The sequence below is a fragment of the Zhihengliuella sp. genome (assembly GCF_031178195.1).
Classification (GTDB): domain Bacteria; phylum Actinomycetota; class Actinomycetes; order Actinomycetales; family Micrococcaceae; genus Zhihengliuella.
The window spans coordinates 219,064-235,312 of record NZ_JAPSJL010000001.1; the positions used below are offsets into that span (position 1 = coordinate 219,064).

Annotated in this window: 16 protein-coding genes; 10 read left to right on the forward strand and 6 right to left on the reverse strand. The window is 68.7% G+C overall.

Going from position 1 to position 16,249, the window contains the following annotated elements; translation table 11 throughout:
* Positions 1 to 46: 46 nt before the first annotated feature.
* Complete coding sequence (locus tag RIN46_RS00935) at positions 47 to 940, reverse strand: hypothetical protein (RefSeq protein WP_309080663.1); 894 nt, start codon at positions 938 to 940, stop codon at positions 47 to 49.
* A gap of 12 nt (positions 941 to 952) precedes the next feature.
* Positions 953 to 2,026 (reverse strand): hypothetical protein, encoded by a 1,074-nt coding sequence (locus RIN46_RS00940; RefSeq protein WP_309109430.1) that lies wholly within the window; start codon positions 2,024 to 2,026, stop codon positions 953 to 955.
* Positions 2,027 to 2,292: 266 nt separating this feature from the next.
* Between RIN46_RS00940 and RIN46_RS00945 the strand changes: the two genes are divergently transcribed.
* The 6 genes from RIN46_RS00945 to rbsD all read left to right on the forward strand — a co-directional run bounded on the left by RIN46_RS00945 (position 2,293) and on the right by rbsD (position 8,601).
* Positions 2,293 to 3,426: a LacI family DNA-binding transcriptional regulator gene (locus RIN46_RS00945; RefSeq protein ID WP_309080661.1), complete on the forward strand. Its 1,134-nt coding sequence runs from the start codon at positions 2,293 to 2,295 to the stop codon at positions 3,424 to 3,426.
* 50 nt (positions 3,427 to 3,476) lie between these two features.
* On the forward strand, positions 3,477 to 5,087 hold the full coding sequence (locus RIN46_RS00950; RefSeq protein ID WP_309080660.1) for a sugar ABC transporter ATP-binding protein: 1,611 nt from the start codon (positions 3,477 to 3,479) through the stop codon (positions 5,085 to 5,087).
* Positions 5,084 to 6,046: an ABC transporter permease gene (locus RIN46_RS00955; RefSeq protein ID WP_309080659.1), complete on the forward strand. Its 963-nt coding sequence runs from the start codon at positions 5,084 to 5,086 to the stop codon at positions 6,044 to 6,046. Before RIN46_RS00950 ends, RIN46_RS00955 begins: the two co-directional genes overlap by 4 nt.
* A 124-nt stretch (positions 6,047 to 6,170) precedes the next feature.
* Positions 6,171 to 7,103 carry a substrate-binding domain-containing protein gene (locus RIN46_RS00960; protein WP_309080658.1) on the forward strand — a complete coding sequence of 311 codons (933 nt, stop codon included), beginning with the start codon at positions 6,171 to 6,173 and terminating at the stop codon, positions 7,101 to 7,103.
* Between the two features lie 97 nt (positions 7,104 to 7,200).
* The gene (locus tag RIN46_RS00965; RefSeq protein WP_309080657.1) at positions 7,201 to 8,166 is read left to right on the forward strand and encodes a ribokinase; all 966 of its coding nucleotides are present in this window, start codon (positions 7,201 to 7,203) and stop codon (positions 8,164 to 8,166) included.
* A 51-nt stretch (positions 8,167 to 8,217) separates the two neighbouring features.
* A complete protein-coding gene (gene rbsD, locus RIN46_RS00970; protein WP_309080656.1) occupies positions 8,218 to 8,601 on the forward strand; it encodes a D-ribose pyranase in 384 nt (127 codons plus the stop codon).
* Between the two features lie 57 nt (positions 8,602 to 8,658).
* Here rbsD and RIN46_RS00975 read toward each other — a convergent pair whose 3' ends face one another.
* Entirely contained in the window at positions 8,659 to 8,808 is a 150-nt protein-coding gene (locus tag RIN46_RS00975; protein WP_309080655.1) for a hypothetical protein, read from the reverse strand.
* Positions 8,809 to 8,977: 169 nt separating this feature from the next.
* On the opposite strand from RIN46_RS00975, the gene RIN46_RS00980 reads away from it, so the two are divergent.
* Complete coding sequence (locus tag RIN46_RS00980) at positions 8,978 to 9,793, forward strand: ImmA/IrrE family metallo-endopeptidase (RefSeq protein WP_309080654.1); 816 nt, start codon at positions 8,978 to 8,980, stop codon at positions 9,791 to 9,793.
* Positions 9,794 to 9,811: 18 nt separating this feature from the next.
* Here RIN46_RS00980 and RIN46_RS00985 read toward each other — a convergent pair whose 3' ends face one another.
* Complete coding sequence (locus tag RIN46_RS00985) at positions 9,812 to 10,984, reverse strand: hypothetical protein (protein WP_309080653.1); 1,173 nt, start codon at positions 10,982 to 10,984, stop codon at positions 9,812 to 9,814.
* A 228-nt stretch (positions 10,985 to 11,212) separates the two neighbouring features.
* Here RIN46_RS00985 and RIN46_RS00990 point away from each other — a divergent pair, with 228 nt between their 5' ends.
* The 3 genes from RIN46_RS00990 (at position 11,213) to RIN46_RS01000 (ending at position 13,959) form a co-directional block, all read left to right on the forward strand.
* Entirely contained in the window at positions 11,213 to 12,415 is a 1,203-nt protein-coding gene (locus tag RIN46_RS00990) for an aminotransferase class I/II-fold pyridoxal phosphate-dependent enzyme (protein WP_309080652.1), read from the forward strand.
* Complete coding sequence (locus tag RIN46_RS00995; protein ID WP_309080651.1) at positions 12,412 to 13,371, forward strand: D-glycerate dehydrogenase; 960 nt, start codon at positions 12,412 to 12,414, stop codon at positions 13,369 to 13,371. The genes RIN46_RS00990 and RIN46_RS00995 overlap by 4 nt, the downstream gene beginning before the upstream one ends.
* Before the next feature lie 147 nt (positions 13,372 to 13,518).
* Positions 13,519 to 13,959, forward strand: coding sequence for a DoxX family protein (locus RIN46_RS01000; RefSeq protein ID WP_309080650.1), 441 nt, complete (start codon positions 13,519 to 13,521; stop codon positions 13,957 to 13,959).
* 117 nt (positions 13,960 to 14,076) lie between these two features.
* Here RIN46_RS01000 and RIN46_RS01005 read toward each other — a convergent pair whose 3' ends face one another.
* Together RIN46_RS01005 and RIN46_RS01010 are read right to left on the reverse strand one after the other, a co-directional pair.
* Entirely contained in the window at positions 14,077 to 14,697 is a 621-nt protein-coding gene (locus RIN46_RS01005) for an NAD(P)H-dependent oxidoreductase (protein WP_309080649.1), read from the reverse strand.
* Positions 14,698 to 15,462: 765 nt separating this feature from the next.
* Positions 15,463 to 16,191: a M50 family metallopeptidase gene (locus RIN46_RS01010; protein ID WP_309080839.1), complete on the reverse strand. Its 729-nt coding sequence runs from the start codon at positions 16,189 to 16,191 to the stop codon at positions 15,463 to 15,465.
* Positions 16,192 to 16,249 lie beyond the last annotated feature (58 nt).

Genomic DNA, 16,249 nt, shown 5'->3' on the forward strand with positions numbered 1-16,249 from the left:
GTCGTTTGGCGCCGTTGCGAACTCCATACGACCTTGTGACGACGGTCTATTTCCTAAAGAGCGCAAAGACTCCCCCTCGCACCTCTATCCGTATGCGTTCCCCGCGTTCCAGCAAGGTTGCCATGACCTTCTTGCCGACGCCCAGCGTGCCGGATCGGGTCCCGTTCGGACGCCACTGCACGCGCCTTTCTTCGCCATCGATCACCAGAGTCACCATGCCGGGCTCCTCGGGAAACACATACTTCGAGGCAGAGGGGATGCGGAGATTGCTTCGCAATCGATCCTTGTCCGTCACAGGCTGACTCCATACAACTACAGGTGTCGACGTCGACTCGTCCGCGGGCTCCGCGGCGTAATGGAGAAGTCCATGATGCTTCAGTTCGCCAGACGCCACCCTCACATTTGCGAACGGAGCGATCCGCTCCTGATCAAAGAGGGATGCGGCGTCATCGTCGGTTACATGGCTCGCGAACGATTTCAGCATCTCTCGCTCGGCGCGGACGGGATCTTCGCTCGGCGCGAAGTGCAGGTACAGCGCGTCAAGATTGGCGATGGACTTCAGCCACCAACCGCCGGCATGCGGCCTCGAGGCGCCCATCGGCGTGCCATAGTACTGGCCGACTCGTAGCCGCAGCGAACTGCCAGTTTGGCCGACATAGAGGACCGGCTCCGCGTCCAGCCAGAACCGCGACAGGCGATGAGCGAGCGTAGCCACATTCGCTGGTTCGCCGTCGACCGAGAGACGGGGGCATGCCTCGAGAAGACCGGCCAGCCGTGCCGCAGAAGGCAAGAACGGCGTCAATCGTTGGCCCTCCGGGTCTTCGCTAGTGGAGACGCAGTACACTCCAGGCTGATTCGTCGGCACGGGCTCACCCCATCGGACCACGCCCTGGCGTTCGAGTCCTGCGGCTGCGAAGAGTTGTTGAACAGAGACCGGCATCGTCTGAACCTCCTAATGGGTGAACCATTTGTCGCCGCGGCGGACGGTCTCTCCGGCAGCTCCGTTCTCGAGGACTGCGGTGACCTGCTTGAGCTCTGGAGCGTCGAAGTAGATGTTGTCCAGGATGGTCACAGCGATGCCCTGAAGCTCGATATCAATGGTCATGTGGGGTCCTTGCAGATGCGGCTGCTCGAGCAGTGCTGCGTCGAGGTACACCACAAGCTCGCCGGGAGCCGGCGAGCTCCAGCGCGTGATCAGTTTGAATCCCGCCGACAGCTCAGCGATCTCGTCAGCGCGGATTTTCGTGAGCCACTGATTCATCTTCTCGTCGGCCCACTCCTGGCCGATGAGCGTCGACGCCGGCTCCGGGTTCTCGGCCGCCATTGCGGCCCTCTCCCTGAAGGGCACGCGGATCTCCCATTGCCCACGCGTGTACGAGCTCGACGTCTCACCGTTCGCCGTCTTCGCCGTCACGCGTTCCAGCTCCGGATACTCAGCGGCCGTCCGGTCGATGATGTCGCGCGCTGCCGGCTTCAGAGCAGCCAGAGCTCCCGGCGCGTCCTCTAACGTGACGACTAGTTCGCCGTCGTCCCCCGGCATCGTCGACTGGATGAAGTACCCGGGAATCACCACGGCGTCGGGGCACTCAGCTCCATGCGCAGCCAACCAGGACTCAGTCACTCGATTGGCCCAGGCCTGCCCGTCTGTGGCCGGTGTGGGATACGTCCACACCTCACAGAACTCGTCGAACGCCGCTGCGGGGCGGCCCCTCACAACGGCCTCCTCCTTGATCGCCGCAGCACGCGGGGTACGGTCGCTGTTCTTTCCGGCACCCTCCGAGCCAGTACTGGAGGGCGCCGAGCGCACGTCTGAAGCGACTGCAGCGGCGGTGATACCGGTTGTTTGGCTCGCTGAAGCGGCCGCGGCGAGAGGGTCATCGTCTGCGCGCACGACCGGCGCCGGTGCACCCCGGGCCTGATTGACCAAGTGCACGATGCCGGCCGTCGCCCCGGCCGCGACGAGAGCCACCACCACGGCCATTGCCGCGGCGATAAGAACGAGACGCGACATCGCGGGTCGCGCCAAATCGCTAGGCTCCCTCTGTCCAGCCATGATCCCCCAACCGCTGCGGCGGGCGTTCCCCCTCGGCTCGCCCTAGTGAACACGCAGCTCGGCTTTCCCTGCACCCTAGCCCAGCGCAGTCAGCCCACGCCACGGGACCGGGCGGTGTTGGCAGCTCACAGTCTGGACGTCACGCGACCTTGACCACTGGCGAGAGCTGTGCCACACTCATGCAATCGATTCCATGGAATCGATTGCAAATGTTCACCTCTCGCGCAAAGGAGCCGGGGATGCAGACCGTCACCCTCCGGGATGTCGCACAGGCCGCCGGGGTCTCCCAGGCCACCGCGTCCCGCGTGCTCTCCGGCAATCCGGCCACCAGCGCCGTCGCCCGCGAGAAGGTCCAGGCCGCGGCCGCGCAGCTCGGCTTCTCCCCCAACGCGCAGGCCCGCTCCCTCCGCTCCACCCGGACGGACAGCATTGCCCTGCTGATCTCCGACGTGCGCAACCCCTACTTCGCCGACCTCGCACACTCCGTGGAGCTCGCCGCCCGCGAGCTCGGCCTGGTCACGTTCATCGGCAACGCGAACGAGGACCCGGAGCAGCAGGACGAGTTCCTGGGCGCGATGCTCTCCCGCCGGGTCGACGGCGTCCTCGCCGTCCCGCAGGGCCTCGGCGATGCCTCCCACGCCACCGCCACCCCGGCCCTGGAGCGGCTGCTGGCACGCAGGATCCCCACCGTGCTCGTGGACCGCACCCTGCCGGAGGTCCCCGCGCTCAGCGTCACCGCCGAGTCCACGCAGGCGGTGCACAGCGCCGTCGGTGCCCTGCACGAGCTCGGCCACCGGCGCATCGCCGTCATCGGCGGCCCCGAGCACACCTCCACCGCCCAGGAGCGCTACGCCTCCTACGCCGCCGCGCTCCAGGCGCACGGCCTCCCGCTGGACCAGCGGCTGATCTTCCACGGCGACTTCCGCAGCGCCACCGGCGCCGAGGGCGCCCGCTGGCTGCTCGAGCTCCGGCAGGACCCCGAGACGTGCCCCACGGCCGTCCTCATCGCCGACTCCCCCATGGCCATCGGCGCCCTCGCCGTCCTGCGGGAAGCCGGCGTGCGCATCGGTACCGACCTCAGCGTGGTGACCTTCGACGAGATCGAGGCGTTCGCCTTGCACGACCCGCCGCTGTCCACCATCAGCCACGACGTCGGCGCGATGGGACGGCTCGCCGTCGAGGCCCTCGCCTCGCTGCTCAACGGTGAGGCCGACCAGACTGCCCAGACCGCCGAGACCGCCGTCGAATCGAGCGTCCTGCGCAGCGAGTTCACCTGCCGCGGCTCCGTCGGCCCCGCGCCCGGCGCACCGACGGCTGGGCCAACGACAGTGAAAACGACGGCGCCAACAAGTCCACCGCCGCCAGCCACCTGACCCTCCCGTCCCCCGCCCACCCGTTCAACGACGAATGGAGCAACACCGCCATGAGCCCGCAACCCGTGCTGACCTTGGACTCCGTGTCCAAGTCCTTCGGGCGCATCGAGGTCATCCACGACGTCACCGTGGACGTCTACCCCGGCGAGGTCACCGTCCTCCTGGGTGAGAACGGCGCCGGCAAGTCCACGCTGATCAAGATGATCGCCGGAGTGCACCAGCCCACCTCCGGCCGCATCCTGCTGGACGGCGAGCCCGTGTCCATCACGGACACCAAGACCTCCGAGTCCCTCGGCATCGCCACCATCCACCAGGAGCTGAACCTGGTCCCGTCCATGACGGTCGCGGAGAACATCACGCTCGGCCGCACCCCGCGCCGCTTCGGCGTGATCAACCGCGCGGAGATGCGCCGCATCGCCCGCGACGCGCTCGCCCAGATCGGCCTGGATCTGGACGTGGACACCCACGTGGGCGAGCTCGGCATCGCCCGCCAGCAGCTCGTCGAGATCGCCAAGGCCCTCTCGCTGGACGCGCGGATCCTCATCCTCGACGAGCCGACCGCCGCCCTGACCACCTCGGAGATCGAGGCGCTGTTCGACGTCGTACGCGACCTCAAGGCCAAGAACGTCGGCATGGTCTTCATCAGCCACCACCTGGACGAGATCGCCGCGATCGGCGACCGCGTCAACGTCCTGCGCGACGGCGGCTTCGTCGCCCAGGTGCCCGCCACCACCGACGAGGACGAGCTGATCCGGCTCATGGTGGGCCGCAGCATCGACAAGCAGTTCCCCCGCGAGCCCGGCGTCACGGTGCAGAACACCCCGGGCGACGGCGACGCCGCGGCGCCCGGGAGCACTGCGGGATCCGGGGCCGCCCAGCCCCTGCTGGAGGTCAAGGGCCTCAACGCCGACGGCCTGCGGGGCATCGACCTGTCCGTCCGCCCGGGCGAGGTCGTCGCCCTGGCCGGGCTCATGGGCGCCGGCCGCACCGAGCTGCTGCGCTGCCTCGCCGGCGCGGACCACTACGCCTCCGGCGAGGTCCGCGTGAACGGCCGCAAGCTCAAACCGTACGACGTCGCCGCCGCCACCCGCGCGGGCGTCGGCCACGTGCCCGAGGACCGCAAGACGCAGGGCCTGGTGCTGGACGCCTCCGTCGCCGAGAACATCGGCTACGCCACGATGGGCGCCACCTCCCGGTTCGGGCTGGTGGACCGCCGCGGGCAGAAGGCCCGGGCCGAGAAGATCGCCGAGCGCCTGCGCATCCGCATGGACTCGATCGAGCAGCCCATCCGCTCGCTCTCCGGCGGCAACCAGCAGAAGGCCGTGTTCGGCCGCTGGTTCAGCGCCGGGTCCAAGGTCCTGCTGCTGGACGAGCCCACGCGCGGCGTGGACGTCGGCGCCAAGGTGGAGATCTACGAGCTCATCAACGAGATCACCGCTGGCGGCGGCTGCGTCCTCATGGCGTCCTCCGACCTGCCCGAGGTGCTCGGGATGTCGGACCGGGTGCTCGTCATGAGCCAGGGCACCATCGCGGGCGAACTGCCCACCGCCGAGGCCACCCAGGACTCGATCATGCAACTCGCGGTCTCCAACGTGCACCGCGACGAAGAAGAACCCCACGCCGCCTCCGCCGACACCGGAGATGAAGGAGCCACCGCATGAACGCCGCAGCGAAGCAGCGTCACTTCGACCTCAAGTCGTTCCTCGCCAACAACGGCGCCCTCGTGGGGCTGGTGGTCCTCTGCATCGCGCTGTGGATCGCCACCCCGCACTTCCTGACCGGGCCGAACCTGATGAACATCGGCATCCAGGTCTCCACCATCGCCGTCATGGCGTTCGGCCTGACGTTCGTCATCGTCGCCGCCGGCATCGACCTCTCGGTCGGCTCGGTCGCCGCGCTCTCGGCGATGGTGTCCGCCTACTGGACCACCACGGCGGGGCTGCCGGACGGGGTGAGCATCCTCGTGGGACTCGCCGTCGGCGCCATGTCCGGCCTGGTCACGGGCATGATGAGCGCGTACGGCAAGCTGCCCACGTTCATCGCGTCGCTGGCCATGCTGACGATCGTCCGCGGCCTGACCCTGGTGGTCTCCGACGGCCGCCCGATCTCCACCTCCGAGTCCGTGTCCTTCCTCGGCTCCAACCTGGGCCCCGTGCCCATGCCGATCATCGTCATGGTGGTCACCGGCCTCATCGCCGCGTTCGTCCTGAACCGCACCATCATCGGCAAGAACGCGTTCGCCGTCGGCGGCAACACCGAGGCCGCACGCCTGTCCGGCATCCCGGTCAAGCGGGTCCTGGTCACCGTGTTCGCGATCTCCGGGCTCTTCGCCGGCCTCGCCGGCATGCTGCTCGCCGGACGCCTCGACTCCGCCCAGCCCACCCTGGCGACGGGCTACGAGCTGGACGCGATCGCCGCCGTCGTCATCGGCGGGGCCTCCCTCGCCGGCGGCGTCGGCCGGATCAGCGGCACCCTGGTGGGCGCCCTGGTCCTCGCCGTGATCCGCAACGGCCTGAACCTGCTGTCCGTCTCGTCCTTCTGGCAGCAGGTGGTCATCGGCGTGGTGATCGCCCTCGCCGTCGGATTCGACGTGATCCGCCGCAAGAACGTCCGGCACTAGCCGCACCCGAACGGCGGCGCCCGAACCGCAGCGCGAGAACCGCCGCGCCGGACCTCCCCAGAGAACCACCGCACCATCCGTCCAGCACCACCGAACCGCACCACCCCATCGAAGGAGAACCATCATGAAGAGCAACGTCGCTCGCCGCGTGGCCGCCGCCGGCCTCGGCCTCACGCTGGCCCTCACCCTGTCCGCCTGCAACCGCGGGGAGGACGCCGGCCAGAAGGTCACCCTGGCCGTGTCCACCCTGAACAACCCGTTCTTCGTCGACCTCCGCGACGGCGCCGAGGACGCCGCCGAGGACCTCGGCATCGAGCTGGACGTCGTCGACGCCCAGAACGACTCCGCCACGCAGGCCAACCAGCTGGCCACCGCCGCCTCGGACGGCTCGGCCGGCGTGATCGTCAACGCCGTGGACTCCGCCGCCGCCGGCTCCGCGCTCGGCCCGGTGGTCGACGCCGGCCTGCCGGTGGTCGCCGTCGACCGCGCCGTGGAGGGCGCCGAGGTGGCCTCGCTGGTCGCCAGCGACAACGTCGCCGGCGGCGAGCAGGCCGCCAAGGCGCTGGCCGAGGCCGTGGGCGGCAAGGGCCAGATCGTGATCCTCGAGGGCGTGCCCGGCGCATCCTCCACCAACGAGCGCGGCGAGGGCTTCACGAAGGGCCTGGCCGAGTTCCCGGAGATCGAGGTGGTGGCCCAGCAGACCGCGCAGTACGACCGCGCGACCGCCCTGGACGTCACCACCAACCTGCTCGAGGGCAACCCGGACATCGTCGGCGTGCTGGCGATGAACGACGAGATGGCACTCGGCGCCATCCAGGCCCTCGGCGCCCGCGCCGGCGAGGACATCCACGTGGTGGGCTTCGACGGCACCGAGGACGGCTTCGCCGCCGTCGAGGACGGCAAGCTCTACGCCACCATCGCCCAGAACCCGGAGGAGCTGGGTCGCCAGTCGGTGGAGGTCATGTCCAAGGTCCTCGCCGGCGAGGAGGTCGAGGAGCTGCAGAACGTCGCCGTCGACACCGTGACGGTGGAGAACGTCGAGAAGTTCTCCGACTAGTCACCGGGCCCGCCCCTGGGTGCTCCGCCGCACGCGAGGCGGAGCACCCGCCCCACTCACACCACCACGCACCGCACCCGAGAGAAACGAAGAAGGAATGAACCAGCCAGCACGCGTCACCGTCATCGGCTCCAGCAACGCGGACCTCGCGGTCTCCATGCCGCGCCTGCCCGGCCCCGGCGAGACCGTGCTGGCCCACTCCTTCACCGTCTCCCCCGGCGGCAAGGGCGCCAACCAGGCCCTCGCCGCCGCCCTGGCCGGGGCCTCCACCGAGTTCGTCGGAGCCGTGGGCCGCGACGCCAACGCGGACGAGGCCCTGCGCCTGCTCCGCGAGGCCGGCGTCGAGCTCGGCCGCGTCCGCACGGTGGACGGGCCCACCGGCGTCGCACTCATCTCCATCGACGACGGCGGCGAGAACTCCATCGCCGTCGTCCCCGGCGCCAACGGCACGGTGACCGCGGACTTCGTGCGCGAGGTCGGCGGTGGTGAGGGCGCCGGCGGGCTCGGCCACGTGGTGGTCCTGCAGGGCGAGATCCCCGCGGCGGCGGTCGAGGAGGCCGTCCGCCAGGCGACCGCCGGCGGGTCCCGCGTGGTGCTGAACCTGGCGCCCGTGATCGAGCTGGCAGCGGAGGCCGTCCTCGCGGCCGATCCGCTGGTCGCCAACGAGCACGAGGCCGCCCTGGTCCTCGAGATGCTCGGCGCACCCGTGGCGGCTGACGCCGACGCAGAGACCATGGCGCGCGAGCTCTGCGCCCGCGGCCTGCGCAGCGTGGTCATCACGCTCGGGGCGGCGGGCTCGCTGGTCGCCGAGGTGGGCCAAACCGAGTACGACGGCGGTCGCGACCAGCGCCGCGAGCCGGCTCTGACGCGCGTGGAGGCCGTCCGCGTCTCCGCCGTGGACACCACCGGCGCCGGCGACGCCTACACCGGCGCACTGGCCGCCCGGCTGGCCCACGGCGACTCGCTGGTGGAGGCCGCCGGCTTCGCCGCCAAGTTCTCGGCCGCCTCGGTGACCCGTCCGGGCGCCCAGGCGTCCTACCCGCGCTCGCTGGACGCCCTCTAGAACGCCGTCGTCCTCCTCCCCTTCCCGCCTGCTCCCCCGCAAAGGACTCCCGTGCTGAAATCCGGCCTCCTCAACCCCCACCTGCTGCACGCCCTGGGCACGCTCGGTCACACGGACACCATGGTGATCGCGGACTGCGGGCTTCCGCTGCCGCGGACCGCCACGGTGGTGGACCTGTCGCTGGTGCCGGGTCTGCCGACGTTCGCGTCGGTGCTGGACGCCCTGGCGAAGGCGCTGGTGGTGGAGGGCGTCACGATGGCGTCCGAGGCGCGAGGGCAGCAGCCCGAGGCGCAGGTGCGGGAGCACTACGCGGATGTCGAGTTCGTCAGCCACGAGGAGCTGAAGGCACGACTTCCGGAGGCGAAGGTGATCGTCCGCACCGGCGAGACGACCCCGTACGCGAACGTGATCCTGCGCAGCGGGGTCGGCTTCTAGGTTCCGGAGCGCGATTCGTCGAGCAGGAGTACCCTGCCGGCAGCTGGTTCACCGACGTTATCCGGCGGTGTCGTTCCGAAACTCTCTGTACTTCTCCACGAGACTGATCTGATCGGCGGCCATGCCGGGGTTCTGGCCCTTGGCCAGCATCCAGCCGGTGACTGCCTGGACCGCCTCGTCCATCTTCCGGAACCGCTCACGGGTCAAACTGCTCCAAGCTGTCGGAGGGTCCGACTACGGTCTGCGCATGACCAACTCGTGCTCCGTTCGATCATCGGCTCTCGAGCCCTTGGAGGAGGAACGCGCCTTCTTCCGGGCCCGACGGCGCTCCAGTGCCGCACAGAAGCATGCGGCCATGGCGTCGGGGCGAACTGGCGTGGAACTCTACTCGGCGATCACGGAGCGCTTCTCGCTGCCCTTGCTAGACGTTCCCGATCTTTCCGGCATTGACCCCCGTCCAGCCGCCCAACGACTACGGGCGGAGTGGAAGCTCGGTTCCGATCCCCTGCCGAACTCAGTGCAACTGGCAGAGTCGCGCGGCGTACGGGTGCTCAGCCTTCCGGACGGCCCGGCGGATGTCGACGCCTTTAGCCTCTGGGAAGGCGACCGCCCCTACGTCTTCCTCTCGACGATGAAGACACCGGAGCGCTCACGGTTCGATCTGGCCCACGAACTCGGACATCTCGTCATGCACGCTGGCCTGAGTTCGGCCGATGAGAACGAGCGCGATGCCGAGCGGGAAGCAGACCAGTTCGCCGCTGAGTTCCTCATGCCACGTGCGGCACTCCAGGCGTCGGTGCGGCGCGAGCCGTCAATCGATGCCATTCTGCGGTCGAAGGGGCGCTGGGGCGTTTCCGCTATGGCACTCGTGTACTCATGTCACAAGGCAGGGCTGCTCTCCGACTGGTCCTACCGGCGCTCGTGTACCGAGCTCGCTAAACGCGGCTACCGCACTGGCGAACCCGAAGGAATGCAGCGCGAGACCTCTCGCGTCTTCCGATCGACGCTTCCCGCCCTGCAGAGTCCCAGCAACAGGGGGTCCACCAGCCTCACCGGGCGGCTCGGCGTCTCCCTCGACGAGATCCATGGGCTAACGTTCGGCCAGGCCTTGGCCGGAGTCACCGAGACCGTAGGCGCGACGCGGGATCCAGTCGACAAGCGCCCCCGCGGACACCTGTCGCTGGTGCGCTGAGCAGAGCCGGATGGCCTTCTAGCTCGCCACCCGATCGGCGGAACGACGGCTCTGCACCTCTGGGCTGGCGTCGGCAGACCGATTCCGGAACGCCCGCCGGCCCGTGCTGACCAGCATGAGGGCCAGCAGCAGGATGCCCACGTAGCCGTTGACCACATAGACGATGTTGACCATCTGCGAGAACGGCAGCACCAGCCCGATGACCGTGCCCGCGGCCGCCAGGCCCAGGGTCAGGCTCTTGAACGGCACCGTCTTCTCGGCGAAGACGCGCGACGAGACCGTCCACAGCAGCGGGACCGCCGTCGTGTAGATGCCGGCCAGGATGATCACCGAGAAGCCAGACGCGAGCAGCGGGCTCAGGTCCGCCGCGAGGACCAGCATCGGGATCTCCGTCCCGTTGACCCGGGTGATGTTGGCCAGCAGCCCCAGTCCGACGACGATGCACGCCAGCGAGAAGACGGCTCCTCCGAGGAGCCCACCGGAGGCGGCCTCCCGACGCGTGCGCGCCGTCTTGCCGAGCGCGGTGAGGAACGCGGCCAGCCACAGCATGCAGAAGCCCACGTAGGACAGACCGGCCAGGAACCAGTTGGTGGAGGCCTGCGTCAGTTCCAGCGTCGGCAGGAGGTGGTGCCCGCCGACCACGCCGGTGCCGCGCACGAGGCCGAGGAGGCCGAGCCCGACGGCGATCACGACGATCAGCGGGCCGATCCTGCCGATCACGTCGACCAGGCTGCGCAGGCCGAACCACACCGTGATGCCGACCGCGACGGCCAGGCCGATCCCGCCGAGGTACTTGGAGAGGCCGTAGTGCTCCTGGAAGACGGCGCCGGCACCCGCGACCATGACGGTGAAGCTGAGGAACACGAAGAGGATCGAGAAGGCGTCGAAGAAGATCCCCAGGTGCTTGCCGCAGTAGAAGTGGAAGATCTGCGACGGCCGGGCGAACTGCTTCCTCTGACCGGTCGTGAGGAGCTCCACGCACACGTAGGTCATCAGGACGAGGACCAGCAGTCCCGTGCCGAAGATCCCCCAGTAGCCGTAGGAGGTGAAGTACTGGAGGATCTCCTGCCCCGTGGCGAAGCCGGAGCCGATGAGGAAGGCGATGATGGCGCCGGCATAGGTCAGGGCACGCGGGAGGCCCCTCTTCTCGGCGGTGTCCGGACGGACTTGGGTCGGCGCAGATTCGGCCATGGCAGCGATGTACTCCCGTGCAATGAGGTTGCGTCGGCAACTGATATATGAGATGTATTTTGACGGTATGTCACAGGTGTGACCCAGTCAACAACATTGCTCGACGCCGAGACCGAACTCGGAGACCAAAGGGCATGGCGCGGCTGTCACGCGGCCTGATATATTAGTCATATACTAGTCCTCGCTCAGATCGAGGGCGCCTCGACAACTCGATGAGGAGTGGAACGCATGCCGCAACTCGCCAACCGGCTCGAAAGGCTGGGGACCGAAACCGCCTTCAGCGTCGCCCAGGCCGCCGCCTCCTGGAAGGCGAAGGGGAACACCGTGTACCCCTTCCACCTCGGTGACATCAACATCCCGACCGCACCGCACATCGTCGAGGCGATGAACCAGGCGATCGCCGACGGCTATACCGGCTACTGCCCCGGCCCCGGCATCCCCCAGTTGCGCGAGGCCCTGGCCGAGGACATCGGATCCCGCCGCGGCCTGAACTACACCGCGGACAACGTCGTCGTCATGACCGGCGGCAAGCCCGTCATCACCAAGTTCCTCCAGACCGTGATGAACCCGGGCCAGGAAGTGCTCTACCCCAACCCCGGCTTCCCGATCTACGAGTCCCAGATCGAGTACCTCGGCGGCACGGCCGTCCCGTACGGCTACCTGCCCACCGAGTCCGGCTTCGCCATCGACATCGAGAAGATCCGCGCCTCGATCACCGAGAAGACCGTCGCGATCATCTACAACGACCTGCAGAACCCCATCTCCGCGGAGTCGACCGACGAGGAGCGCGAGGCCGTCGCGCAGCTCGCCCAGGAGCACAACCTCTGGGTGCTGTCCGACGAGGCCTACTTCGAGACCCGCTACGAGGGCTCGTCCAAGTCGATCGCCGCGCTCCCGGGCATGGCCGAGCGGACCGTCATCCTCTACACCTTCAGCAAGAAGTTCGCGATGACCGGTTCGCGCCTCGGCTGCGCCGTCGCGCCGCTGGAGATCGCCAACGTCATGAGCAAGCTCAACACCAACGACGAGTCCTGCACCACGCACTACGTGCAGTGGGCCGGCATCGCCGCCCTGCGCGGCCCCCAGGAGCCCGTCCAGGAGATGCTGGAGACGCTCAAGGAGCGGCGCGACGTCGCCTGCGAGATCCTCAACGCGATCCCGGGCTTCTCCGTCGCCGTGCCGCAGTCGACCTTCTACCTGTTCCCCGACGTCACGGAGGCCATGGAGCGGAAGGGCTTCACCGCCGTCGGCGACTTCGCCACCGCGGCACTGGAGGCCACCGGCGTCTCCTTCTGCACCCGCGAGCACTTCGGCCGCCGCCTGCCCGACGAGGACCGGCAGTACATCCGCCTGGCCTACTCGGGCATCGAGACGGACGCGATCCGCGAGGGCCTCGGCCGGCTGCGGGAATGGATCGAGGAGGCAGCATGAGCCGCGTCGTCGTCACCGGACGCATCCCGGAAGCCGCACTCGAGAAGCTCCGCGCCGAGCACGAGGTCGATGCCTGGACCGGACAGGAGTCGATCGACCGCGACGAGCTGCTGCGCCGCGTGGCGGGAGCAGATGCCATCGTCAGCCTGCTGACCGAGCGGATCGACGGCGAGCTGCTCGACGCCGCAGGGCCGCAGCTCCGTGTGGTCGCCAACGTGGCGGTGGGCTACGACAACATCGACGTCCCGGCGTGCCGGGAACGCGACGTCGTCGCCACCAACACGCCCGGCGTGCTCACCGAGGCCACGGCCGACATCGCGTTCGGCCTCATCCTCACGGCCACGCGCCGACTGGGCGAGGGCGAGCGGCTGATCCGCTCCGGCACCCCGTGGAAGTGGGGCATGTTCTTCCTCCTGGGCAGCAGCCTGCAGGGCAAGACCCTCGGGGTGGTCGGCATGGGCGGGATCGGCCAGGCCACCGCGCGCCGGGCCAAGGCGTTCGGCATGGAGGTCGTCTACCAGTCGCGCAGCGAGATCGATCCGGCCGTTGCGGAGGAACTCGGTGCCCGCCGCGTGGAGCTCGACGAGCTCCTGAGCGTGTCCGACGTCGTCTCCCTGCACTGCCCCTACGGGCCGGCCACGCACCACCTGATCGGGGCCGAGCAGCTCGCCGCCATGAAGGAGTCCGCCTACCTGGTCAACACCGCGCGCGGGCCGATCATCGACGAGGAGGCGCTGGCCGCCGCGCTCCGCGCCGGGCTGATCGCCGGGGCCGGGCTGGACGTGTACGAGCACGAGCCCCGCGTGCATCCGGACCTGCTGGACCTGGACAACGTGGCCCTGGTGCCGCACCTGGGCTCGGCGACGGTCGAGACGCGGACCGCGATGGCGACGCTCGCCGCCGACAACGCACTCGCGGTACTCGCTCGCGAGGAGCCGCCGACGCCGATCCGCTGATCTAGGTCGGCACACGACGCCGCTGCCGGTCCGAACGCCACTGGGCGCTCGGGCCGGCAGCGGCGTCGTTGTGTCGATGCCCACAACGATGACGAAATCGCTGCATTTAAGCTGAAACTTCAAGTTCCGACTGATGCACTTGTACCCATGACCAACACAGCTTCCACCGCATCCACTGCAGGGCGCCTGCTCCTGCGCGTCGTCGTCGGCTTCATCTTCGTGGCCCACGGCTGGCAGAAGTTCAGCCAGTTCACCATCGCGGGCACTACCGAGTCCTTCGCCCAGATGGGCGTCCCCGCGGCGGAGATCGCGGCGCCCTTCGTGGCCGGCCTCGAGCTGGTGGGCGGCGCGCTGCTGATCCTCGGGCTGCTGACCCGCCCCGTCGGCGTCCTGCTGGCTCTGAACATGCTGGTCGCCCTGGTGCAGGTGCACCTGAGCGCCGGCGTCTTCGTCAGCGACGGTGGCTACGAGCTGGTGCTGCTCCTCGGCGCCGGTGCCGCCGCGATCGCCCTCCTCGGTGCCGGCCGTGCCTCGCTCGACGCCGCACTCTTCGGCCGCCGCCAGGGAGCGCTCGCGAAGCTCGCCTAGCCTCATCGTTCACTCGATCGCTCGCTCATGAGCGCTCAGTAGTCCCGAGAGCATCGGGCGCCGGCCATGACGGCCCGCGCCCGGTGCTCTCTTGTCTTCTCCTCTCCTTCGAGGGCCTTACCCCTCGCCGCCGTCCGCGGGATACGGGTGACCACGCAGCAGACGGGCCAGGTGGACGGCATTGCGGGCCGCGCCCGCCGTCGTCGAGGCCACGGCCTCTGGGACCTCCTCGAGGTCCTGGTAGTCCACGCTCTGCATGGCCTCGCCAACCCAGTAGGTGCCCGCCTGCGCCGGGACGGTGAAGCCGACGTCGCTGAGGGCCTGCGTCAGGTCGGCGATGGTCTTGTGGGCGCCGTCCTCGTTGCCGACGACGGCGACGATCGCCGTCTTGTCGTACATGATCGGCCGGCCCCGGTCATCGGTCTCGGAGAGTTCGGCGTCCAGACGTTCGAGGACCCGCTGGGCCACGCTGCTGGGATGCCCCAGCCAGATGGGGGTGGCGATCACCAGGATGTCCGCGTCCAGGACCTGCCGGCGGATCGCCGGCCACTGATCGCCGGCACCCATGTCCGTCTTCACGCCCGGTCGCACGTCATGGTCCACCACCCGGACGGAGGACGTGCGCACGCCGTGCCGCTCCAGCGCCTCGAGGACGCGGCGACCCATCAACTCGCTGCTGGACGGAGCCGGCGACGGCGTCAATGTGCAGACCAGGGCGAGGGCTGAGAGTTCGGGCATGGCTGATCTCCTTCAGGCGTGGCGCGTTCCGGCCGGATGCGGCCCACGCTAGGCCTCCCGGGAGCCCCTGTGAACACCTCGGACACGACCGGAACCCGGCAATGCCTACTTTCTCGTCACCCTTCGCTCACCACGTGGCGAGAGAAAGTTGAAACCTCTGCTACCCGCGATTAAAGAGAGGAAGCGCCTCCGGTCGCTAGTCGACCGGAGGCCCTCCGGGGCGAGGGAGGTCACCCCTTTCCCAATATCGAACCCGCTTTCGACTTCGCCGACTTACTTGATGAATCAGAAGCCAGCTTCTTGCCCGCGTCGCTCAAGCTCTTCTTCGATGGCTTCGCACTCTTACCCATCCCATATCACCTCCCACACGATCGGCTATTGTCGAACGGCTACCGACCAGCGCAGCTCTTGCACAGTCGATAGCCACCTGTTCCGGACGCACGGTTCCGGAAGGGGATCTGCTGCCCGGTAGGGCAGTCGTTATAAACATGATGGACATCCGGATCGCTCGGATTTGTTGAGTGGTACGCGCTAACACGCATGTGATCCTCCTTCAATCGGGACCACAGTTTTGTGGTCTCGATCACCGTAGCGATCGCCTCTCACATTTTGGCTCCGCCTGCCTGCGGAAATGGGATTCATCGAGAACCAAAGTGCGTCACGCCGTTTCAGGAACACTTCTGGACCACGCGCATGAACGCATGAGCAGTAAGCATCTCCACAGAGGATCCGGCGACGCCTACCGAACCCGGAGCGGTGGGCGCGTCAGCCGACGATGCTGCCCAGCGCCGTCGTACCCCAGAAGGCCGAGGCGCCGATGACGAGGGCGAAGCCCGTCAGCCACACGAAGGACGGCACCCCGCTCATGCGGGAGAGCAGGTAGGCGTCCGAGTCCCGGCGATCGCCGCGCCCACCGTGGACGGCGGCGACCTTGAACCAGTCGCGCACCGCGCCGACCAGCAGCGCGATCCCCAGGACCAGCACGACGACGCCCACGTTCGCCGGCGGCAGGAACACCACCAGGGCCTGCGCGACGGCGGCGCAGACCAGGGCGATCAGCATGCCCCAGCCGTTGCGGATGAACAGCAGCGAGACCAGCAGCAGGGCCGCCCCGAGGGAGAGCGCGGCGCCCGCCCAGCCGGCCGAGGCCGCCCAGATCATCAGGGCGCCTGCAACCGCCGGGGCCGGATAGCCCCAGAAACCGGACCAGACGCTGCCCACCGTGCCGCGCCCGGCGCTGATCATCTCACCCGAGTGATCCAGACGCAGCCGGATCCCCCGCACCACACGTCCGGTCATCAGGGCAGCGAGGGCGTGACCGAGCTCGTGCACGAACGTCACGTAGAGGCCGAACCAGCGCCACGTCGCCCGCGGGATGGACAGCGCCGCCGCGACCACGACGACGATCACCACCGGCTGCGTCTCCAGCTGCAGGGGCGCCCCCTGGGCGAAGCCGTCGCGGAGCGCCTGCCACCATTGCTCGATTCCTGTCATCACGGCCATCACCCTAGGCGGCAAAGCTGTGGCCGGGCTCGGCGCCGGGGCACCCGGC